Annotated in this window: 16 protein-coding genes; 4 read left to right on the top strand and 12 right to left on the bottom strand. The window is 73.8% G+C overall.

The features are described from left to right. Positions 1-104: 104 nt before the first annotated feature. From ABEA77_RS01570 to ABEA77_RS01595, 6 genes are all read right to left on the bottom strand, one after another. The gene (locus ABEA77_RS01570) at positions 105-1,661 is read right to left on the bottom strand and encodes an RNA polymerase sigma factor (protein WP_345640081.1); all 1,557 of its coding nucleotides are present in this window, start codon (positions 1,659-1,661) and stop codon (positions 105-107) included. 386 nt (positions 1,662-2,047) lie between these two features. Continuing rightward, complete coding sequence (locus ABEA77_RS01575; RefSeq protein WP_345640083.1) at positions 2,048-2,989, bottom strand: FadR/GntR family transcriptional regulator; 942 nt, start codon at positions 2,987-2,989, stop codon at positions 2,048-2,050. A gap of 115 nt (positions 2,990-3,104) precedes the next feature. Beyond that, positions 3,105-4,880: an ABC transporter ATP-binding protein gene (locus ABEA77_RS01580; protein ID WP_345640084.1), complete on the bottom strand. Its 1,776-nt coding sequence runs from the start codon at positions 4,878-4,880 to the stop codon at positions 3,105-3,107. A 550-nt stretch (positions 4,881-5,430) separates the two neighbouring features. Further along, a complete protein-coding gene (locus ABEA77_RS01585; RefSeq protein WP_345640086.1) occupies positions 5,431-6,195 on the bottom strand; it encodes an NUDIX hydrolase in 765 nt (254 codons plus the stop codon). Between the two features lie 117 nt (positions 6,196-6,312). Beyond that, positions 6,313-8,310, bottom strand: coding sequence for a glycogen debranching N-terminal domain-containing protein (locus ABEA77_RS01590; RefSeq protein WP_345640087.1), 1,998 nt, complete (start codon positions 8,308-8,310; stop codon positions 6,313-6,315). 101 nt (positions 8,311-8,411) lie between these two features. Further along, positions 8,412-10,163, bottom strand: coding sequence for a DUF4192 domain-containing protein (locus ABEA77_RS01595; protein WP_345640089.1), 1,752 nt, complete (start codon positions 10,161-10,163; stop codon positions 8,412-8,414). Positions 10,164-10,337: 174 nt separating this feature from the next. Here ABEA77_RS01595 and ABEA77_RS01600 point away from each other — a divergent pair, with 174 nt between their 5' ends. Together ABEA77_RS01600 and ABEA77_RS01605 are read left to right on the top strand one after the other, a co-directional pair. Next, complete coding sequence (locus ABEA77_RS01600) at positions 10,338-12,512, top strand: RecQ family ATP-dependent DNA helicase (protein ID WP_345640091.1); 2,175 nt, start codon at positions 10,338-10,340, stop codon at positions 12,510-12,512. A 233-nt stretch (positions 12,513-12,745) separates the two neighbouring features. After that, a complete protein-coding gene (locus tag ABEA77_RS01605) occupies positions 12,746-13,372 on the top strand; it encodes a hypothetical protein (RefSeq protein WP_345640093.1) in 627 nt (208 codons plus the stop codon). 252 nt (positions 13,373-13,624) lie between these two features. On the opposite strand, the gene ABEA77_RS01610 is transcribed toward ABEA77_RS01605, so the two are convergent. The 4 genes from ABEA77_RS01610 to ABEA77_RS01625 all read right to left on the bottom strand — a co-directional run bounded on the left by ABEA77_RS01610 (position 13,625) and on the right by ABEA77_RS01625 (position 16,673). After that, the gene (locus ABEA77_RS01610) at positions 13,625-14,266 is read right to left on the bottom strand and encodes a hypothetical protein (protein WP_345640095.1); all 642 of its coding nucleotides are present in this window, start codon (positions 14,264-14,266) and stop codon (positions 13,625-13,627) included. A 127-nt stretch (positions 14,267-14,393) separates the two neighbouring features. Further along, the gene (locus ABEA77_RS01615; RefSeq protein WP_345640097.1) at positions 14,394-15,119 is read right to left on the bottom strand and encodes a ribonuclease HII; all 726 of its coding nucleotides are present in this window, start codon (positions 15,117-15,119) and stop codon (positions 14,394-14,396) included. Positions 15,120-15,322: 203 nt separating this feature from the next. Next, positions 15,323-15,979, bottom strand: coding sequence for a histidine phosphatase family protein (locus tag ABEA77_RS01620; RefSeq protein ID WP_345640099.1), 657 nt, complete (start codon positions 15,977-15,979; stop codon positions 15,323-15,325). An 88-nt stretch (positions 15,980-16,067) separates the two neighbouring features. Continuing rightward, positions 16,068-16,673 (bottom strand): YdbC family protein, encoded by a 606-nt coding sequence (locus ABEA77_RS01625; RefSeq protein ID WP_345640101.1) that lies wholly within the window; start codon positions 16,671-16,673, stop codon positions 16,068-16,070. Between the two features lie 136 nt (positions 16,674-16,809). Between ABEA77_RS01625 and ABEA77_RS01630 the strand changes: the two genes are divergently transcribed. Next, a complete protein-coding gene (locus tag ABEA77_RS01630) occupies positions 16,810-17,337 on the top strand; it encodes a TerD family protein (protein WP_345640103.1) in 528 nt (175 codons plus the stop codon). A gap of 164 nt (positions 17,338-17,501) precedes the next feature. On the opposite strand, the gene ABEA77_RS01635 is transcribed toward ABEA77_RS01630, so the two are convergent. Next, on the bottom strand, positions 17,502-20,423 hold the full coding sequence (locus ABEA77_RS01635) for a vitamin B12-dependent ribonucleotide reductase (RefSeq protein ID WP_345640105.1): 2,922 nt from the start codon (positions 20,421-20,423) through the stop codon (positions 17,502-17,504). A gap of 148 nt (positions 20,424-20,571) precedes the next feature. Further along, positions 20,572-21,087, bottom strand: a complete 516-nt coding sequence (nrdR, locus tag ABEA77_RS01640; protein WP_345640107.1) for a transcriptional regulator NrdR — start codon at positions 21,085-21,087, stop codon at positions 20,572-20,574. A gap of 704 nt (positions 21,088-21,791) precedes the next feature. Between nrdR and lexA the strand changes: the two genes are divergently transcribed. Further along, positions 21,792-22,583, top strand: a complete 792-nt coding sequence (gene lexA, locus ABEA77_RS01645; protein ID WP_345640108.1) for a transcriptional repressor LexA — start codon at positions 21,792-21,794, stop codon at positions 22,581-22,583. Positions 22,584-22,620 lie beyond the last annotated feature (37 nt).

Here is a 22,620-nt window from a genome sequence, read left to right on the forward strand (position 1 = left end):
GGAGTCATCCAACCTGTCCTTCGGCCCGAGCGCGAAACGAAGCAGGCCCGGAACCCCTCGAAAGGGGAACCGGGCCCAGCCAGGTGTGCGGATGCCGCCGCGGATCAGTCCAGGTAGTCGCGCAGGACCTGCGAGCGGGACGGGTGGCGCAGCTTCGACATGGTCTTGGACTCGATCTGGCGGATGCGCTCACGGGTCACCCCGTAGACCTTGCCGATCTCGTCCAGCGTCTTCGGCTGCCCGTCGGTGAGGCCGAAGCGCATGGAGACCACGCCCGCCTCACGCTCCGAGAGGGTGTCGAGGACGGAGTGCAGCTGCTCCTGGAGAAGGGTGAAGCTGACCGCGTCGGCCGGGACGACCGCCTCGGAGTCCTCGATCAGGTCGCCGAACTCGCTGTCGCCGTCCTCGCCGAGCGGGGTGTGCAGCGAGATGGGCTCGCGGCCGTACTTCTGGACCTCGATGACCTTCTCCGGGGTCATGTCGAGTTCCTTGGCCAGCTCCTCGGGGGTGGGCTCGCGGCCCAGGTCCTGGAACATCTGGCGCTGGACGCGCGCGAGCTTGTTGATGACCTCGACCATGTGCACCGGGATGCGGATGGTGCGGGCCTGGTCGGCCATGGCGCGGGTGATGGCCTGCCTGATCCACCAGGTGGCGTACGTGGAGAACTTGTAGCCCTTGGTGTAGTCGAACTTCTCGACCGCACGGATCAGGCCGAGGTTGCCCTCCTGGATCAGGTCGAGGAAGAGCATGCCGCGGCCGGTGTAGCGCTTCGCCAGCGAGACCACGAGGCGGAGGTTGGCCTCCAGCAGGTGGTTCTTGGCGCGCCTGCCGTCCTCGGCGATGATCTCCAGCTCGTGCTTGAGCTTCGGCGCGAGCTTGTCGGTCCCGGCCAGCTTGTCCTCGGCGAAGAGGCCGGCCTCGATGCGCTTGGCGAGCTCGACCTCCTGCTCGGCGTTGAGGAGGGGGACCTTGCCGATCTGCTTGAGGTAGTCCTTGACCGGGTCGGCGGTGGCACCGGCGACGGCGACCTGCTGTGCGGGCGCGTCGTCCTCGTCGTCGTCGGAGAGGACGAAGCCCTTGGCCTCGCCCTCGGCCTCCTCTTCCTCCGCCTTGCCCGCGGGCACGTCCTCGACCGGCTCCTCGGCCTCGCCGAGTTCGTCGGTGTCCTTCTTGGCGGCGGTCTTCTTCGCCGCCGTCTTCTTGGCCGCGGCCTTCTTCGGCGCAGCCTTCTTGGCGGCGGCCTTCTTCGGCGCGGCGGCCTTCTTCGCGGGGGCGGCCTCCTCCTCGGCGGGCGCCTCGACGACCTCCGTCGCGGGAGGTGCGGCGGCGGCCGCCACCGTCTTCACCGGGGTGGGCTTGGGGGCGACGGGCTTGGGGGCGACGGTTCGCTTGACCGGACTCTTCGCAGCGACGCTCTTGCGGGTGCGTTTCGGCGACTCCGCGGCACTGACCATCAGCGTCACACCCTCTTCCTCGAGGATCTGATTGAGGCTGCGCAGAACATTCTTCCACTGGGTTGGCGGAATCTGGTCGGCGTCGAAGGCCCGACGCACGTCATCGCCGGCGATCTGTCCATCAGCCTTACCCCGCTCGATGAGCGCCATCACAGACTCGGACTCGGCGATCTCCGGCGGGAGCGTACGGGATGTGCTGGCCGACACGAACAACCTCTCGGAACGATGGGAAGGGCTTCCGGCCCCGCCCGACAACGGACCGGAGCCGACGACCGACGGCTGGGGATGTCACCGACGGCGCGGGCTTGAGCCAGGGAAGGACTACAGCCCCGCCTGCGGCGGGCGTATTCCTCTCTCGGCTGCCACCTCTTAGGTCATCGCACTGCCTCGGGGAGTGTTACGCCCAATCCGCGTGGCCCGAGTCACACCACATATGCGACATATACGCCAAGTATCAGCAAAGCGCCCCTTGTGGCGCCCTGCCGCAGCGCACGGCGTCCCGTCTCCGCGCCGCCGGACCGCGCCTGGGCCCGGCGGCCCGCCGTGCGGGACACCCCGGACGCCGCCAGGCCCCGCGGCGCGTGCGCCAGGGGTCAGTGCTCGCGCGGGGCGGGCACCACGCGCTCGACGTCCGGATGGACGGTCAGCAGCTGGCGCATCGCGGCCTCCGCGGCCGCCCCGTCGCCCGCGCCCAGCGCGTCGGCGATACGTGCGTGGTGCGCGAGAGACGCCTCGCCCGGGCGGTCGCAGCCGGTGGCCGGCCCGCCGGAGACGTGGAGGGCGGCGGCGACGATCCCGGAGAGGTGCTCCAGCATGCGGTTGCCCGCGAGCTGGATGAGCAGCGAGTGGAACTCGGCGTCGGCGCGGGCGAAGGTGATCGCGTCACCCTGCGCGAGGGCGTGCCCCATGATCTCGACCATGTCGACGAGGCGGGTCTGCGCGTCCTCCCTGCCGTGCCCGGCGGCGAGGCGGGCGGCGAGCGGCTCGATCGTCCAGCGCAGCTCGGTGAGCTCGCGGCGCTGGTCGTCGCGCTGGGGGCCGAAGGCGCGCCACTCGATGATGTCGGGGTCCAGCAGATTCCAGTCGCTGACCGGGCGGACCCGGGTGCCGACGTTGGGCCGGGCGCTGACGAGGCCCTTGGCTTCGAGCACCCGGAGGGACTCGCGCACGACAGTGCGCGAGACCTCGAAGCGCTGGCCGATCTCCTCGGGCACCAGCGGACGGTCCGCGCCGAGGTCGCCGGAGACGATCATCTGACCGAGCTGCTGGACGAGTTGGCCGTGGAGTCCACGGCCACGGTTGCCCGTGGGGCGCCGGCCCGTGCGGGAGAGGTCCACGTCCGGGCCCTCCCAGACGGGAGCGGCCGCGCGGTCGGCGCCGGCGGCCTGCGGGAAGGGGTAGCGGTCGAGGTCGCCCGGTCCCGTCAGGCCGGAGTCGGCGGAACGGGCGGAGGTCATCATGGTGTGCGCAAGGGTACTCACGCATCCTTTGTCGGCGTTGCTCCGACTGCCCTTGAGGGCTTTGGTGAAAAGCACACGAAAGGGTGATCTGCGCCCGCGCCTTCATTGACGGACCGTGATTTATCCGTCCGAAATGCCAGCTTCGCCCGGCGAGTTATGGCCATGGCGATCAGAGTCGTACCGATAGCGCTCACCAACGGGCCCTACGGCGAAGGCCGGTGAACACGAACGCGCAGAACAGGACGGTCAGGGAGAGCCCGAGAGCGGTCGCCTCGGGCCGCGTCACCAGGCGCAGCATCCCGATCAGCCAGCTGTCCGTCTCGTGCGGCCGCCCCAGCCTGACGAGTTGGCGCACGGGCTCCGGAAGTCCGGCCAGGGGGTGGGCGGAAGGCCCGGTCGGCACCTTCTTCACAAGTGGGACCACCAGCACCGGGACGGCGATCACCGAGGTGACGCCCGCGGCGGTGACCCGGAAGACGCCCGCGCCCAGCAGCCCGGCCCAGGCGCAGCCGAGCGCGAGCCCGGCCCAGCCGGCGCCGAGGGCGGGCCACGAGCCGGGGCCTGGCAGGGCGTCCGCGCCGTAGAGCAGCCGCAGCGCGGCCCCGTCGAGGGCGGCGGCGACCAGCGCGAGCAGGACGGCGACGGCGCCGGTGACCGCGAGCTTCGCGAGCAGCAGGCCGAGCCGCCTCGGCACGGTGCCGCGGGCGCCCGCGAGCGCGGGGTGGCGGTACTCGTCCCCGTACGCGAGGGCGCCGATGAGCCCGGCCCCCATGGCGGCGGGCGGCAGCGGAAGCAGGGCGGGCCAGGCGGCGAGCAGCCCGGCGGGCGGGGTGGTCCCGGCGTGCGCGAGCGGCAGGGCGACGGCGAGCGAGACGAGCAGCACGGCCGCGGCGATCAGCGGGGAGGTCCTGACGCCGAACATCCGGCGCAGCTCGTAGCGGAAGGGCCGCAGCGGGCCGCGGGTGGGGCGGGCGTCCAGCACGGGCGGCAGCGGGGCGGCGCCGCCCGCGCCCGTTTGGACGGGCAGGCGCGCCGTGGTCCGCTGTTCGTCGTCCCGCGGGTCGTCGCCGCCCTGCCGGGCCGCCGGCACCGGGCCGCTGTCCCCGATCTCGTCGGCGAGCTGGTGGACGAGCACGCCGTGCCGGAAGGCGGTCTCGCCGATCTCCGGGCAGCTGCTGCCGTAGACGGTGAGCCGGGTGCCGCCGTCGGCGACCACCTCGACGGAGCGCCGGCCCGCGCGGGCCTCCTTGCTCAGGGCGTCGGCGAGGCGGGCCGCGTGCGGGGTCCTGATCGCCACGCGGGGGCGCAGCCTCGTGCCGGAGAAGGAGGCGGCGTCCTGGTCGGCGACGAGGCGGCCCGCGTCGATGGTGACGACGTGGTCGGCCGCGCGGGCCGCCTCCTTGGGGTCGGCGGTGGTGTAGAGGACCGTGCCGCCCTGGGCCGCGTGCGCACGCAGCAGGCCGTGCAGCCAGCTGGTCTCGCGGGGCGAGAGGTCGGCGGAGGGGGCGTCGAGCAGCAGGGTGTGCGGGTCGCCGAGCAGGGCGGCGGCGATCCCGAGGCGGCGGTCCATGCCGAGGGAGAGGTTGCCGAGGCGCTCATCGCGCAGGGGGCCGAGGCCCACCACGTCGAGGAGTTCGTCGGCGCGGGAGGCGGGCACGCCCGCCGCGTCACACAGCATGCGCAGCTGCCCCTTGGCCGTACGGCCCGGATGGCCCGGCATGTCGCCGAGCAGGACGCCGACCTCGCGCGCGGGGTGCGCGATGCGGTGCAGCGGCCTGCCTCTGAAGTAGGCGACGCCGCGGCCCTGTTCGAGGCCGAGCATGAGGCGCAGGGCGGTGGTCTTGCCGGCGCCCTGGGCGCCGAGGAGCGCGGTGACCGAACCGGGTCTCGCCTCGAAGGTGAGGTCGTCCACGGCGGGCGGCTGGTCGCGACGGGGGGCACTGGTCAGTCCGATGGCCTGGAGCATCGTTCATCTCTCGCAGGGGGTGAGACCGCTCCGCGGCAGAGCGAGTACCCCAGCACGATAACGCTATATGTCCGATTTGCTACGTAACCAGAAGTGTGCTGTGTCCCTCGCGGGGCGCCCGCCGCGAGCGCGCGCCGGGTGGGCGCGGGCGCCGGGTCGAGGCCGGCTGGACCAAACCGGGGGCTCGCCCGTGGTCGACGGCCGCCGGGCCCCACGGGCCCTGGACGAGTCCCGGACGGGCGCTGGACGGGTCCCGGACGGGCGCTGGGCGGGCCGCCGGGTGGAGGCCGGCTAGACCGAACGGGGAGGACTCGCCCCGTGGTCGACGACCGTTGGGCCACAGACGGGCCTTGGACGGGTCTCGGACGGGCGCTGGACGCGCGCTGCGGGAGCGAGGGGCTCCTGCCGGATTCCGTGACGAGCGCCGTCAGGGACCGCGGGGTTCCGCCAGATGCCGGGGGCTTCCCGTCAGGTGGCTCGGATCCCGCCAGACGCCGGTGGCACCCCCGTCAGCTGACACGGGGTCACGGGATCGCGAGTGGGGCGGGCCTCAGATCTCCGGGCGGAGCATGGGCGGGTTGAGCACGGTCGCGCCTCCGGCCCTGAACAGCTGGGCGGGCCTGCCGCCCTGACGGGTCGTCGTGCCGCCGGTGGGGACGAGGAAGCCGGGCGTGCCGGTGACCTTGCGGTGGAAGTTGCGCGGGTCGAGCGCCACGCCCCACACCGCCTCGTAGACCCTGCGCAGCTCGCCCACGGTGAACTCCGGGGGACAGAACGCCGTGGCGAGCGAGGAGTACTCGATCTTCGAGCGGGCGCGCTCCACGCCGTCCGCGAGGATGCGCGCGTGGTCGAACGCCAGTGGGACGGGCGGCTCGCCGCCCGGTCCTGCGACGCCGTCCCTGCCGAGGAGGTCCTCGACGGGCGCCCAGCGCGCGCTGTGGGCGTCGCCCCCCGCGCGCGGCGCCGGCAGGTCGGGCGCGAGCGCCAGGTGCGCCACGCTGACGACCCGCATCCGGGGATCGCGGCCCGGGTCGCCGTACGTGGCCAGCTGTTCGAGGTGAGCCGTGTGGGCGGCCTCGGCCCCCCCCGTGTCCTGCACGCACAGGCCGGTCTCCTCGGCGAGCTCGCGGGCCGCGGCCTGGGCAAGGTCCTCGTCGCCCCGCACGAAGCCGCCGGGCAGCGCCCAGCGGCCCTGGAAGGGCGGCTCGCCGCGGCGGACGGCCAGCGCGCACAGGCCCTGGCCGCGCACGGTGAGCACGACCAGATCGACGGTGACGGCGAACGGGAGAAAGGCCGACGGGTCGTAGGGCGACATGCGCCGATCATAGTCGTCTGCCTGACGATAAACACTCCGTTCGCCCACACCGGCCGATCACGGCGCCCACCGCCCGCGCGCCCGCACTTGCGGCCGGTGGTTTCTCTCCGCCCTTGCCTACACGCCGAGTTGGAGCCGGGCCGCTGCCTCCTCCACGACACCCATCCCCGTGCGGCCCACCCGGACCGCAAACGGCTCCCCGGCCACCCGCAGGCCGGTGATCCGGACCGCGCCGAGCGGCGCCTCCCGCAGGGGGCACAGCGCGACGAGCCCGCCCGGCGCGTCGGGTTTGATGCCCGCGAGGCCCGCGACCACGTGGACGCCCGCGGCCGCGGCCACCGCTGCCGGGCGGCACGCGGCCGGGTGCGGAACCGGCATCCCGCCCTCGGCCCGCCGCCGCCCCGCGTACATCTCGGGCAGCCGGTACCCGAACGCCTCCGCCGCGTCCAGCAGCCCCCGCAGCAGCAGCCCCGCTTCGGTCCCGTGCCCCGCGGCGGCCAGGCCCGCGACCGCCACCGCCGTCTCGTGGACCCGCACGGCGCCGGCGCGGTGGCCGAAGGGGTTGTGCCCGGGGTCGCGGCCGCCGAGGCCGCGCAGCCCCCAGCCCGAGTCGAGGGCGGGGCTCGTCAGCAGCTCGGCGACCCGGGCGCGGCGCGGGGCGTCAAGCAGCCCCTGGGCCCTGCCGCCCCCGGTGGTGAGGCCGGTGTCCAGCAAATGGGCGAGGTCGGCCCCGGGGAAGGGCAGCAGCCTGCCGTCCGCCGTGCGGGCCACGGCCGGGCGCCCGCCGGAGGGGTCGTCGATCCAGAACGTCCGCAGGAACCGCTCCCGCAGCGCCTCCGCGTCCGCGCGCAGATCGTCGGCGCCCGGCCGTCCGCAGGCCGCGAGCAGTTCGGCGCCGAGCAGTGCCGCCCGGTGGGCGTGGGCCTGGGTGGCGGCGCGCCGCGGCCCCTCGGGGCCGGGCTCGCCCAGCGGCTCGCCGCCACCGAGGGCCGTGCGCAGCCACCGCAGGCAGCGCTCGGCGGCGGGCAGCAGCTCCTCCAGGTCCTGCTCCGGCAGGCCCCAGAGCCTGGCCTCTGCAAGGACCGCGGGGAAGGCGAGCGTCGCCTCGATGCCCGTGCAGCTCGGCGGCAGGTGCGGTCCCGCGTCCCGCAGGGGGCCGGGGATGCGTCCGGCGTCCGCTCCCCTGCCGCGCACCTGGCCGCGGGAGACCGCGCGCAGGGTCGCCGCGGCGAGTCCGGTGCCGAGCGGCAGCGCCATCCTGACCGCCCAGAGCGCCTCGGCCGCCGGCGGTCCGCAGCGCCAGGGGACGCCGGCCGCCGGATAGATGTCGGCTGGGCTGCCGGGCCCGCGCTGGAGCAGGGCTCTGAGGTCGTCGACGCTCGCGGCGAACAGCCGGCCCACCCGGTGGTCGTCGCCCTCTGCCGCGGCCCCGGCCGGCAGCAGCCCGGGGCTCCGGCCGGGAGCCCGCGCCGGGCGGTCGGCGCGCACGCGCAGCTCGACGGTGCGGGACCCGCCGGGCCGCAGTTCGAACGCCCAGCGCAGCAGGCCGGGCGCGGCCAGCGCCTCGTGGGGCGGCGGCTCGGCCGTGACGACGGCCCCGGCGCCGTCGTCGGCTGTCCAGCGCAGGCCGCCGCCGTGCACCGTGGCCGGGAGCTCGGGGCCCGCGCGGCCCGCGGCGATCGCGGGCAGGTCGCTCAGGTCCGTCCCGAGCGCGATCTCGACGGGGAAGCGCCGCACCCCCCTGGACGCGTTGTGCACGGTGATCCGCTCGGTGCCGTCGGCGTCCCTGAGCCGCTCGACGCTGAGCTCCGGGTCGGGCCCCGCGTCGGTGGGCGTCCTGACCACCGCGAGGAAGTGCGCCCGGCCCGCCGACTCCATCCGGCCCTGGAGCGCCACGGGTTCGCGGTCGGCGACGCGCAGCCGGCAACGGGAGAGCATCCGCCGTCCCGCCTGGTAGCAGCCCTCGATTCCGGTGCCGGTGAGCTGGCCGTGGTCGGCGCTGACGGCGAGGTGGGGCAGCGCGACGCAGAGCAGCAGGCGGTGCAGGGGCGGCGGGCCGCCCACGGGGGCGCGCGGCAGGTCGCCGCGTACGGGAGGAAAAGCGGTGAGCGCCATGGGTGGTCTGGTCCGCCTTCTGTGCACCGGGCCACGGTGGTGGTGTGGTTCGTACTCCGACGCCTGAGTGAACGCGTGGGGGCGCCGGGTGGTCACGCTCCTCATCGCGCGCTTCCCGCGCCGTCGGGGCCGCCGCGCAGCCGGGGGAGCCGCCGCGCCGCGCCGTCCCGGGCCCGGCTCGCGGGCCCTGCCTGCGCGTTCCTGCCAGGCGGCCGGGACGGTCCCGGCCGGGTTCTGCGCAGCAGTCCGCGCCGGACGGAACGGGCGGGGGCGGCCGGGTCCGGGATATCCGGGGCCGCGATGTCCGGGGCCGGGGTGACCGGGGCATCCGGGAACACGGGCGGGGTCGCCGGAGGCGCGGTGTTCCGACCGCCCGGGAGCACGGGCCGCGCGGGCGGCGCGGGCGGGGCGGCTTCCGGTGACGGACGCGCGGGGGCCGGGGCGTGGGCCGCCGCGCCCTCATCGGCCGGGGCGCGCTCCGCGCGGGACGGGGCCGGGGAAGGGGACGGGGTGCGGTCGGGCAGGTCCGGCTCCCCGACCCGCCACTCGATCTGGCTGACGGCCGTCGGGGTTCTGCGCGCCGCGGTCATGCCGTCCCGCACGATCTGCTCGGGGGATCGCGGGCGTCGGGGCCTGGGGAAGCGCCATGGCCGGGAGCCGCCGGTCGGCGGGACGCCCGGGTCCGGGTCGCCAGGCCCCGGGTCCCGGGCGGGCGCCGGGTCGAAGCAGGAGCGCAGGGCAGCCGCGTCGATGCCCCTGTCGTACGCCTCGTTCAGCAGGATGGCGAGCTGGTAGTCGGGGTCGACGGCCAGCGCCCGCGACACGGCGGCCCGCGCCGACGGTTCGTCGCCCGCGGCCCAGGCGTACCACCCGGCGAGCGTCAGGGGCGCGGCGCCGTACTCGACGTAGACGCCGGAGCAGCGGCGGGCGAGCGCCCGCCACAGGCGCAGCGCGGCGCCCGCCTGCGGGTCGTCCGTCCAGGCCGCGGCGCGGTCTCGGGTGTCGCGGTCCTGGAGCCCGACCACGACGGCCGCGACCTCGGAGTCCCGGAGGAGGGCGTCGTCGAGGGCGTCGGCCGCTGCCTCCGCCGCGGTCTCGGCGCCGGGGGCGGCGGGCGGCGGCCCCTGGACCGTGCCGAGGCGGCGGATCAGGTCCCGGGCGAGGCTCAGCGTCCGGCCCGCGACGGCCTCTCGCCCGCCGCCGAGGATCTCCGGCACGGCGAGGCCGCCCGCCCTGTCGAAGGCCCGCGCCTGCGCCTCGGGGCAGGTACGCGAGCGCGGGGTGATCCTCGCTTCGAGTTCCTCGATCGAGCCGCGCACCCGCAGCCCCGCGTAGGCGGCGTGCGCGGCGATCACCGAGGTGCCCGGCAGCATCGCCTCACCGCCCTCCGGCGGGCAGCAGCGCGGGTCCTCGCAGCAGTAGGACCAGAAACGGCCGCCGGAGACACACAGCGCCTCCATGACCGGCAGGTCGCGCGCCCCGCAGGCGGTGCGCAGCAGTTCGGCGAGAGGACGCAGACGCTCCATGACCTGCCGGCCGGTCTCGCCCGCCGCGGTGTCGGGGTCGCGCCAGAGGAAGAGGAGGACGCCGTCGGCGCGGCGGCGGCCCGCAGCCTCCGCCGCGTGGGCGACGGCGTGGTCCGCCGCGGCTTTCCACCCGTCGGTGTCCGCGGGGATGCCGAGCCTGAGCCTGCTGCCGAACCGGGCCTGCCTTCCGTGCAGCGTGATGACCACGACGGAGTCGGTGGGCCTGAAACCCAGGATGTACGGGAGTGCGTCGACGAGTTCGGCCGGGCCGCGCAGCGTGATCGGCTGCTCGCCCGCCGGGCCTGATGTGTGCTGGTGCTTGCTCATGGCCCGACCGTCTCGCGACGGCCCCCACCGCCGCGACCCCTGTGGATAACCTTGTCCACAGCCCCGGCCAGCTCATATACCTATAGACGCCCGATCGGTATGCCGATCGGACCGTCCGCCTGGTTGTCCACAGGCCGTTCGCCGGCGGCGCGCCGGATGCTGTTGCATGGGCGTATGACGAACGCAGACCGAGCGGCCCTGCGGGCCGAGGCCGATGCCGTGCTCGCCAGGCTGGTCGGAGACCCCGCCGGCGCTGCCAGGCTGCGCGAGGACCAGTGGACCGCGATCGAGGCCCTGGTCGCACAGAAGCAGCGGGCCCTCGTCGTGCAGCGCACCGGATGGGGCAAGTCGGCCGTGTACTTCGTGGCCACCTCCCTGCTGCGCGCACGCGGCAGCGGACCCACCGTGATCGTCTCACCGCTGCTCGCCCTCATGCGCAACCAGGTGGAGGCCGCGGCACGGGCCGGGATCACGGCACGGACCATCAACTCGTCCAACCCCGAGGAGTGGGACGCCGTGCGCGGCGAGGTCGCAGCCGGCGCCGTCGACGTCCTGCTCGTGAGCCCGGAGCGGCTCAACAACCCGGACTTCCGGGACAAGGTGCTGCCCGCGCTCTCCGCGGCCACCGGCCTGCTCGTCGTCGACGAGGCGCACTGCATCTCCGACTGGGGCCACGACTTCCGCCCGGACTACCGGCGGCTGCGGACCATGCTGGCCGAACTGCCCGCCGGAGTGCCGGTGCTCGCCACGACCGCGACGGCCAACGCCCGGGTGACGGCCGACGTCGCCGAGCAGCTCGGCACCGGCGCGGGCACCGGCACCCTGGTGCTGCGCGGCCCGCTCGACCGGGAGAGCCTCAGCCTGCACGTGCTGCGGCTGCCCGACGCGGCGCACCGGCTCGCCTGGCTCGCGGACCACCTCGACGAGCTGCCGGGCTCCGGCATCATCTACACGCTCACGGTGGCCGCGGCCGACGAGGTGGCGGCGTATCTGCGCCAGCGCGGGCACCCCGTCGCCTCGTACACCGGCCGCACCGAGGACGCGGAGCGCCGGCAGGCGGAGGACGACCTGCTGGCGAACCGGGTGAAGGCGCTGGTCGCGACGTCGGCGCTCGGCATGGGCTTCGACAAGCCCGACCTCGGGTTCGTGGTCCACCTCGGCTCGCCGTCCTCCCCCATCGCCTACTACCAGCAGGTGGGGCGCGCCGGGCGCGGGGTGGACCACGCCGAGGTGCTGCTGCTGCCCGGCAAGGAGGACGAGGCGATCTGGCAGTACTTCGCGTCGGTCGCCTTCCCGCCGGAGGAGCTGGTGCGGCGCACCCTCGACGTGCTGGCGCGGTCGGAGCGCCCGCTGTCGCTGCCGGCGCTGGAACCGCTGGTGGAGCTGCGAAGGACCCGGCTGGAGACGATGCTCAAGGTCCTCGACGTGGACGGCGCGGTGCGCCGGGTCAAGGGCGGGTGGACGGCGACGGGCCGCCCCTGGGAGTACGACACGGAGCGGTACGCGTGGGTGGCAGGGCAGCGGGCGGCCGAACAGCAGGCCATGCGGGACTACGCGGCGACGGACGGCTGCCGGATGGAGTTCCTGCGCCGCCGGCTCGACGACGGGGAGGCCGCTCCCTGCGGCCGCTGCGACAACTGCGCGGGGCCGCGCTTCGACGACAGAGTCGCCGGCGCGGCGCTGGACGCGGCCCGCGGCGAACTGGGCAGGCCGGGCGTGGAGGTGGAGCCGCGCCGCATGTGGCCCACGGGCCTTGCCGCGGTCGGGGTCGACCTCAGGGGACGCATTCCGCAGGGCGAACAGCCGTATACGGGCCGTGCGCTCGGCAGGCTCTCCGACATCGGCTGGGGCAACCGGCTGCGGCCCCTGCTCGCGCCCGGCGCGCCGGACACCGAGGTGCCGCGGGATGTGCTGGACGCGGTGGTGACGGTACTCGCCGACTGGGCGAAGGGTCCGGGGGGCTGGGTCTCGGGCGCGCAGGACGCGCCACGGCGGCCGGTCGGCGTGGTGGCGATGGTCTCACGGGCGCGGCCACGCCTGGTGGGTTCGCTCGCCGCCGGCATCGCGGAGATCGGCCGGATGCCGCTGCTCGGCTCGGTGGCGTACGCCCAGGACGGCACGGAGGCGCCGCCCCTGTCCAGGACGAACGGCGCGCAGCGGGTGCGCGGGCTGCACGGCGCGCTGACGGTGCCTCAGGACCTGTCGGCGGCGACGGCCGGGGCCGGGGGCCCCGTCCTGCTGGTGGACGACCTCGCGGAGAGCGGCTGGACCCTCGCGGTGGCGGCACGGCTGCTGCGGGGCGCGGGTGCGGAGGGCGTGTTCCCGCTGGTGCTCGCCGTCCAGGCGTGACCCCGGCGCGCGGGGCGGCACGATGCGCCGTCCCACTGTGACGAATATGACGGACATAGCGGATCATTCCGGCCAGCTGCCCCAATTGCTCGTTGCCGCATCACCTCCGGGCAGTGAGAATTGGTCATGCCTCCGCGTGTTCCCGCGTCCCGGCTCGTGTCCCGGGCGGTTTCCGCGGTGCGCCTCCTACTGGACCCCGCCCGCAGCGTGGGCGCGTTTGCGAAGGGAGAACCGTGACCTTCGGATTCGCTTCGTCCGCGGCCGCCTCCGTCACCACGGGCGGCGGGCACTCCGGCCACCAGGCGAGGACGCTCGGGCCCTCGGAGTGGGCCGCCGCGAAAATACCGCTGCTGCGCAGTCCCCGCGAGCTGGTCGGCGGTCTGCACAGCAGGCACCGGCCGGTCCCCGGCACGGCGGTGGTCGCGGTGCTCGATCCGGAGGAACGCCTGGTGGCGAGCGCGTCGTTCGCCCGCCGCGCCGGGCACGCGGACGGGTGGGAGTTCCGCAACGCGCTCCTCGCGCACCTGCGCCGCGTCATCCCGCACGACCTGCGCCGCCGCACCCCGGTGCGGACCGCCGCGCTGCTCTACTGCCGCGAGGGCGACGAGCGGTGGACGGAGGAGGACGGCGCGTGGATGTGGGGCCTGCGGGACGCCTGCACCCTGCACGGCCTGCGGTGCGGCGCGTACATCACCCTGACGGAGGTCGGCTGGCAGGTCCTCGGTGAGGGCCGGGGCGGCCGACGTCCGCACACGCACTCCGTGCCCGCCGACCTCGCATGGGCGGCGGAGCAGGACCCCGTGCCGACGAGTACGGGCGGCGGTGCCGCGGCGGCGATGAGCCGCGCGGCCGCCCGCTGACCTGGTCCTCTGCCCCTTCCAGGACGCGCCTTCACGCGCCGGTCCTGGCCTGCCCCTGGAGACACAAGGCGTGCTCAGGGACGCGTCCACACCCGCCCGACACGTCCGCCGCGCGGTGCTACGGGCTCACGTACGCGATACCGGGCGCCGACAGGGCACGGACGGGGGCACGACAGGGGCCCGCCCGCGCCGCCGTCGCGAGGGCCCGGCCGCCGTCCCCCTGCGGGACCGGCAGGCCGGGTCACGTACGGCTCAGACGCTCGCGCCGAGAACGGAGTTGATCCGCTCCGGGTCGCCGCACACGACGAGCAGCGCCGTGGCGCGCTCCCGTGCCGACCGCACCACGGGGGCGGTGGTGTCCTCCCCGCCGTTGACCGCGACGACGACCACCGGCCGGGCCTGCGCCCGTGCCACGGCCGAGCCGTCGGCGAAGAACACGTCTTCCCTGGCGTCCTGCTGCGCCCAGTAGGACGCCTCGCCGAAGGAGAGCTCGTGCGTCGCCCACGGATGCTGCTCACCCGTGGTGAGCACCAGGACGTCGCCGGGCGCGCGGCCCGAGTCGAGCAGCAGGTCGACCGCTTCCTCCGCGGCGGCGAGCGCGCCGTCCGCGGGGGCGGGGATCACCTGGATCTGGGGCTTGGCGGCCACGTCCTCCCGCGCGGGCGCCTGGGGCTGCCCTGGGGACGCGTGCGAGCGCTGGGCCGGGGGTGCGGCCGGCCTCGCGGGACCAGGGCCCGGTCGCCCAGGCCGCGGGGTGGCCGCCGATCGCGGCCCTGGGACGGGACGCGGACCGGGTACGGGACGGGGGGTCGGTGCGGCGCGGCCTGCGGTCGGCGTCGCGCGGGGACCCTGGGCTCTCTCGTGAATCTGAGGCTCCTCGGGGGTGAGAGGCATGAGTTGATGTCTATCAAACGCCGGTCCGTCGAGCACCGGCGGGTGGGCACATTTGTGCCCATGTAGCGGGCTGTACCCATGTCTGTGGCCGTAAGGCACAGAAAAACGGGTGGCTTTGTCGGAAGTTTCAAAAATCGAGACCGAGTTGGACTCCGTCCCCGTCTTCTGTGCTGCCCGGTGCAGCCGTGTCCACCGGGACGCGGATCTTCTTCAGGTGACGCCACCTGGGCAGCGCGTCGAGATAGGACCACGACACCCGGTGGTGCGGTGTCGGCCCCCATTCCTCCAGCGCGGCCCGGTGCACCGGCGAGGGATAGCCGGCGTTGTCCCCGAAGGCGAACGGCTCGTACGCGGCGGTGGTGGCGCCGAGTTCGGCCATCATCGTGTCCCTGCGGACCTTGGCGAGCACGGACGCCGCCGCGACGGACACGCAGGACTGGTCGCCCTTGATGACCGTGCGGACGTGCCAGGGCCCGCCCAAGTAGTTGTGCTTGCCGTCGAGGATCACCGCGTCCGGGACGACCGGCAGCGCCTCCAGGGCGCGCACGGCCGCCAGCCGCAGCGCCGCGGTCATCCCGAGGTCGTCGATCTCCTCGGGCGAGGCGTGGCCGAGCGCGTGACACGTGACCCAGTCGCCGAGCACCGCGGCCAGCGCGTCCCGCCGCTTGGGGGTCAGGAGCTTGGAGTCCGTGAGCCCCTCGGGCGGCCTGCGCAGTCCTGTGACCGCGGCGCACACGGTGACGGGGCCCGCCCAGGCACCACGGCCGACCTCGTCGATACCCGCTACGGTCTTCGCGCCCGTGGTGGCGCGGAGCGAGCGCTCGACGGTGTGCGTGGGTGCTTCGTACGGCATGGCGCCAGCAAGCGTACGCCGCGCCGACCGCCCGCGACAGCCGGGGGCCCGACATCGTGCGCGCGGCCCCCGCGCACACGGCGCGGGAGGCCTCGGCCGACCGGGCAGGGGCGGCCCAACGGGCTTGCGGGAGAGGCTGGTCGGAGCGGTCGGAGCCCGGTGCGCTCCGACCGCGGCGCCGGGTGCCGCGGGGGTCCCTGGCGTCAGGCGACGTCGTAGCGCACCGGCTCGCGCCACCTCGCGAAGGGGCGGTCCAGGGTGTACCTGCCGTCGTCGCCGAGCAGCAGCGTCCTGGCCTCCGCGTTGCCCGGGTTGGCCAGCGCCTCGAACTCCGCCACCGACCAGTGGAACCACCGCATGCAGAACAGCCGCATGGTCAGGCCGTGCGTGACGATCAGGACGTTCGGCGGGGAGCCGGGTTCCTCGAAGCCGCGGTGCAGGCTTTCGAGGAACGCGCCGACCCGGTCGTACACGTCCGCGCCCGACTCGCCCTGCGCGAAACGGTAGAAGAAGTGGCCGTAGGCGTCCCGGTACGCCTTCTGCCGCTGCACGTCCTCGCGGTCCTGCCAGTTGCCCCAGTCCTGCTCGCGCAGCCGGGGCTCCTCCCGCACCCTGACCAGGTCGGAGTCGAGGCCGAAGGCGCGCAGCGTCTGGTGGGTGCGCCGGTACGGGGAGACATACACGCTCACCCGCTCCGCGCCGAACGCCTCCCGCAGCCGGCCACCGGTCTCCTGCGCCTGCCGCTCGCCGCGCGCGGTCAGTCCGAGGGCGTGGTCGGGGACGCGCTCGTACACCGAGTCGTCGGCGTTGCCCTCCGATTCGCCGTGCCGTACGAGGACGATGCGCCTGGGTCGTGCCATGTCACCGACCCTAAGGGCGCCGGGTGGGGCGTACCGCTCCGGGGCCCTGCCGGGCCGTGTCGGACGGCGGCCGGTCCGGTACCGGGCCTCACACCGTCCAGGACGCTTCGAGGTCGACGATGTCCCCCGTCAGGGCGGCCACGTCGGCCGCGGTCTGCGCGCGCAGCGTCAGCCGCTCCACGCGCTCCACCCGGTACTTGCCGTGCTCGGCGGCGGACTGCCACATGGAGAGCACCAGGAACTCGTTGCCCGGGGCGTCGCCGAACAGGCCGCGCACCATGCCGGGCGAGCCGGCCATGGCGGGGTTCCACACCTTCTCCTGCATGAGGGCGAAGTGCTCGACGCGCTCCTCGTGCACCCTGCTGTGGGCGACCCGCACCACGTCCGCGTCGGTGAAACGCGGCTCGAAGCCGGTCTTCACGTCGAAGCGGTGGTCGAACAGTTTGGTCCTGCCGTCCCTGAACGTCCCCGACTGCGCGGCGGCGAGCCGGGCGTGGGAGCGCGCCATGAACGAGTCGTAGAACGCGCGGCTCTCCCAGAACGCGAAGACGTGGGCCACCCCGGGGCGCGTTCTGCTCCAGCCGCCGCCCTGCCCCCGGAATCCCGGCTCACCGAGCAACCCCGCCCATTTCCGCTGCCCGCGTTCGAATCCTCGACGGTCGATGACGGTGCAGTGCGTCCACTTGACCAGCACCGCGCCATCGTACGGGCAGGGGCGCGGCGCCCGTCACGGTCCGGGCCTCGTGGCCCGCTGCAGGTGGTGCCCACTAGCCTGGTCAACACAGGGCCGTTCACACGGGAGTTCGGCCCGCCGCCCGGGGAGGGACACGGTGGGAAGCGCCAACAAGGGACTCTCGAAGGTTGAGGTCGTGCTGAAGTGGGACCCGAGCCCGCTGGGCGCGCCCGACCATGATCTCGATCTGATCGCGGGCACGTTCACGGCGGCTGATCCGCACGGCACGCCCGACTACCTGGTGCACTTCGACAGCCGCTCGCCCGACGGCACGATCACGCTGAACCGCGACAGCAAGACGGGGCAGGGGTTCGGCGCCGACGAGGAGATGACACTCGAACTCGACCGGCTGGGCGAGGCGTACGTCCGGGTGATCGTCGGCGTCGCGATCCAGCAGGGGGACGGCGACCTGACCTTCGCCGAGGTCGCGAACCCCGAGGTCTCGGTGGTCGAGGACCGCGACGAGCTGCTGGCATACGACTTCGGCGAGACGCCGGGCGCGACGGCGGCCACCGTCGCGGAGTTCTTCAGGGAGCCGGGCGGGGTCTGGCGCTTCCGCAGGGCGGTCCGCGGCTTCGAGCGGACCGACCCCCAGACCTTCGGCCGCCGCATGGGTGAAGCCTGAGGCACCGCCGCCCCGGGGCGGCGGTGCCTCAGCGCGTTGACCACCCGTCCACCGGGTCGTCGCACGGGAGGGGGCGCAGGCCCTGGGCCCACGCCCCCTCCCGTGGCGGCCGTGCTCCGCGCGCGGTCACGCCGGGGGCCGTCCCGGCGTGACCGCGGCCGGCGTCAGCTGCAGCCGCTGGTGGAGCCGCAGCCCTCGCAGATGTAGCAGGAGCCGGCGCGCTGCATCTTGGTGCCGCAGGAGAAGCAGAGCGGGGCGTCGGCGCTGATGCCGAGCTGCATCTCGACCAGCTCCGCGGAGGTGTGGGCCTCCTGCGGGGCAGGGGCCGCCGCCGTCTGCGGCGCGCCGGGGGTGACGACCGCCTTCAGGCCGGGCTCGGGCTTCGTCGGGGCCGACTGGGCCAGCGACTCGGCCCGCACCTCGTCGTCGATCTCGGACACCGGCTCGTACGAGCCGGTGTCGAGGTGGCGCTGGCGCTCCTCGGCCGAGTGGATGCCGAGCGCGGAGCGCGTCTCGAAGGGCAGGAAGTCCAGCGCGAGGCGGCGGAAGATGTAGTCCACGATGGACTGCGCCATCCGCACGTCGGGGTCGTCCGTCATGCCCGCGGGCTCGAAGCGCATGTTGGTGAACTTCGAGACGTACGTCTCCAGCGGCACGCCGTACTGGAGCCCGACGGAGACCGCGATGGAGAAGGCGTCCATCATGCCGGCGAGGGTCGAGCCCTGCTTCGACATCTTCAGGAAGACCTCGCCGAGGCCGTCGTCGGGGTACGAGTTCGCCGTCATGTAGCCCTCGGCGCCGCCGACCGTGAAGGACGTGGTCAGGCCGGGGCGGCCCTTCGGGAGGCGCTTGCGGACCGGGCGGTACTCGATGACCTTCTCGACCGTCTCGCGGATGGCCTCCTCGGCCTTCTCCGTGACGGCCTGCTTCTCCCTCGCGCCGTCCTCGTCCTTCTTCTTGGCCGACAGCGGCTGCCCGACCTTGCAGTTGTCGCGGTAGATCGCGAGCGCCTTGACGCCCATCTTCCACGCCTCGAAGTAGATCTCCTCGACCTCTTCGACGGTGGCGGACTCGGGCATGTTGACCGTCTTCGACAGGGCGCCGGAGATCCACGGCTGGATGGCCGCCATCATGCGGACGTGGCCCATCGCGGAGATGGAGCGCTCGCCCATGGCGCAGTCGAAGACCTCGTAGTGCTCGGGGCGCAGGCCGGGCGCGTCCACCACGTTGCCGTGTTCGGCGATGTGGGCGACGACCGCCTCGATCTGCTCCTCCTGGTAGCCGAGGCGGCGCAGGGCCTGCGGCACGGTGCCGTTGACGATCTGCATGGAGCCGCCGCCGACGAGCTTCTTGAACTTGACCAGCGCGAGGTCCGGCTCGAGGCCCGTGGTGTCGCAGGACATCGCGAGGCCGATGGTGCCGGTCGGCGCGATGACGGAGGCCTGCGCGTTGCGGAAGCCGTTCTTCTCACCGAGCCGCTGCACGTCCTGCCACGCCTCGGTGGCCGCGGCCCAGATCGGGGTGTCGAGGTCGTCCATGCGGACGGCCGCGGCGTTCGCGTCGGCGTGCTGCTTCATGACGCGCTTGTGCGCGGAGGCGTTGCGCGCGTAGCCGTCGTACGGGCCGACCACCGCGGCGAGTTCGGCGGAGCGCCGGTAGGCGGTGCCGGTCATCAGGGAGGTCACGGCCCCGGCGAGGGCGCGGCCGCCGTCGGAGTCGTACGCGTGGCCCGTCGCCATCAGCATGGCGCCGAGGTTGGCGTAGCCGATGCCGAGCTGGCGGAAGGCGCGGGTGTTCTCGCCGATCTTCTGTGTCGGGAAGTCCGCGAAGCAGATCGAGATGTCCATCGCGGTGATGACCAGCTCGACGACCTTGGCGAACCGCTCGGACTCGAAGGACTGGTTGCCCTTGCCGTCGTCCTTGAGGAACTTCATGAGGTTCAGCGAGGCCAGGTTGCAGGACGTGTTGTCCAGGTGCATGTACTCGCTGCACGGGTTCGAGCCGTTGATCCGGCCGGACTCGGGGCAGGTGTGCCAGTGGTTGATCGTGTCGTCGTACTGGATGCCGGGGTCGGCGCAGGCCCAGGCGGCCTCCGCCATCTTCCGGAACAGCGACTTGGCGTCGACCTCCTCGATGACCTCGCCGGTCATGCGGGCCTTCAGGCCGAACTTGCCGCCAGCCTCGACGGCCTTCATGAACTCGTCGTTGACCCGGACGGAGTTGTTCGCGTTCTGGTACTGGACGGACGTGATGTCGTCGCCGCCCAGGTCCATGTCGAAGCCCGCGTCGCGCAGGGCGCGGATCTTCTCCTCCTCCGTGACCTTGGTCTTGATGAAGTCCTCGATGTCGGGGTGGTCGACGTCCAGGATGACCATCTTGGCCGCGCGGCGGGTGGCGCCGCCGGACTTGATGGTGCCGGCGGAGGCGTCGGCGCCGCGCATGAAGGACACGGGCCCCGAGGCGTTGCCGCCGGAGGAGAGCAGTTCCTTGGAGGAGCGGATGCGGGAGAGGTTCAGGCCGGCGCCCGAGCCGCCCTTGAAGATCATCCCCTCTTCCTTGTACCAGTCGAGGATCGAGTCCATGGAGTCGTCCACGGACAGGATGAAGCAGGCGGAGACCTGCTGCGGCTGGGCCGTGCCGACGTTGAACCAGACCGGCGAGTTGAAGCTGAAGACCTGGTGCAGGAGGGCGTACGCCAGCTCGTGCTCGAAGATCTCCGCGTCCGCCGGGGAGGCGAAGTAGTGGTTCTCCTCGCCGGCCTTGCGGTACGTCTTCACGATCCGGTCGATGAGCTGCTTGAGACCGGTCTCGCGCTGCGGGGTGCCGAGGGCGCCCCGGAAGTACTTGCTGGTGACGATGTTGACCGCGTTGAGCGACCAGAAGTCGGGGAACTCGACGCCGCGCTGCTCGAAGTTCACCGACCCGTCGCGCCAGTTGGTCATGACGACGTCGCGCCGCTCCCAGGCCACCTCGTCGTACGGGTGCACGCCCGGCGTGGTGTGGATGCGCTCGACCCGGAGCCCCTTGCCGGCCTTGGAGCCCTTTGACCGGGAACTCCGTGCCGGGCCACTCGTCGTCTCTGTCATGCCGCCTCCCATATACGTACAAAACACTCGCCGACGCCGCACTGTTCCGCGGTCGAAGGCATATGCGTGACACCTCGGGCGCGCGGCTGCGCGCCCGGGGCGAGTCCTTGTGTCCGCCGCCGTCCGCCGGGCCCGGGGCCCGGCCTGATCAGCCGGCTGCGGTGGCGGCGGGGGCGGGGTCCCCGCTCCCCCCGCCGTCGGTGCCGCCGTTCTCGGCGGGCGGCCGCTCGCGAAGCTCCGCGATGGCCGACTCGAAGTCCTCAAGCGAGTCGAACGCCCGGTACACGGACGCGAAGCGCAGGTAGGCGACCAGGTCCAGGTCGCGCAGCGGTCCGAGTATGGCGAGACCCACGTCGTGGGTGCTCAGCTCGGCGCTCCCGGTGGCCCGCAGCTGCTCCTCGACCCGCTGGCCGAGCTGGGCGAGCGCGTCCTCGGTGACGGGCCGCCCCTGGCACGCCTTGCGCACGCCGGTGATGACCTTGGTGCGGCTGAAGGGTTCCGTCACGCCGCTGCGCTTGATCACCATCAGTGACGCGGTCTCCACCGTGGTGAACCGGCGGGAGCACTCGGGGCACTGCCTGCGGCGCCTGATGGCCGTGCCGTCGTCGGTCGTACGGCTGTCGACGACCCGGCTGTCGGGATGCCTGCAGAAGGGACAGTGCACCGTTCCCACTCCTCCCTGACCGCATGGCTGCATAGCTGCACAATGGCCGGAAAGCGACCCTTGAGAAGCTGCTCCCCAGCATAGCCGCACCACAATCTGTGGGCGACAGCGACTAGCCAACCACTACATGTAGGGCTTGGAGCGGACTTTGCACTCTCGCGCGTGTCGGGCGCCCCGGGGCCCGGGCGACCGGGCGGCACCCCAGGTCGGCCATGACATTACGTGACGGGAGGGGCGGCGGGGACGCCGGGGGCACCCGCCCGGCGGCGGACGGGGAGGGGCCACGCCGACACAGGACCCGCACACTCACCACGAACCCGCCACGGATCCCGGCAGACCGCGGCGGATCCCGGCGGGCGGCGGCCACCCGCCGGGGCGGAGCGGGTACGGTGATCCCGCGCGGCACCCTCCGCGCCCGCGGGCACCCCGCCGGGATCGGCCGCCCCACCCGCACCTCCGGCGACCCCGACACCCTCTTCCCCCCGACACCCGGGGCGCCCCGCGAGGCGCGGCCACCCGCCCCGCGGGCACCACCCGCACCGGACGCGGTGCGCCACCAGGCGCTCACGGAACGTGCCCATACACCCAAGTGAGGCGCACGCGACCCGGACTTGAGACTTTTTCACTCGAACGTGTGTTTGGCGCAACCTTTCGAAAGCCACTACCGTTGTGCAGCAGGGAGAACACACCTGAGAGGGGCCGATGTGACCACGACCGCCGACAGTGCCGCCATCACCGCGCAGGACCACTCCGCGCGCCGCTTCGAGCCGGTGCACACCGTGACGGAAACCGCCACCACGGACCAGGAGGGTCTCACCAAGGCGACCAGGTCGCTCCCTGGCCGCCCCCCCGGAATCAGGGCGGACAGCACGGGGCTCACGGACCGTCAGCGCCGGGTCATCGAGGTCATCAGGGACTCGGTGCAGCGCAGGGGGTACCCGCCCTCCATGCGGGAGATCGGCCAGGCGGTCGGCCTTTCGAGCACCTCGTCCGTGGCCCACCAGCTGATGGCGCTCGAACGCAAGGGCTTCCTCCGCCGCGACCCGCACCGCCCCCGCGCGTACGAGGTCAGGGCGTCGGACCAGCCGACGAGCCAGCAGACGGACACCACCGGCAAGCCGGCCGCCTCGTATGTGCCGCTCGTCGGACGGATCGCCGCGGGCGGTCCGATCCTGGCTGAGGAGTCCGTCGAGGACGTCTTCCCCCTTCCCCGTCAGCTGGTGGGCGACGGCGAGCTGTTCGTCCTGAAGGTCGTCGGTGACTCGATGATCGAGGCGGCCATCTGCGACGGCGACTGGGTCACGGTACGGCGCCAGCCCGTCGCGGAGAACGGCGACATCGTCGCCGCGATGCTCGACGGCGAGGCCACGGTCAAGCGCTTCCGCCGTGAGGACGGCCATGTCTGGCTGCTCCCCCACAACGCCGCCTACCAGCCCATCCCCGGTGACGAGGCGACCATCCTCGGCAAGGTCGTGGCGGTCCTCCGCCGCGTCTGAGCCCCACGGGCAACCCGACCCGCCCGCCGCGTCTGAG

Source organism: Streptomyces tremellae (assembly GCF_039540215.1).
Taxonomy (GTDB): domain Bacteria; phylum Actinomycetota; class Actinomycetes; order Streptomycetales; family Streptomycetaceae; genus Streptomyces; species Streptomyces tremellae.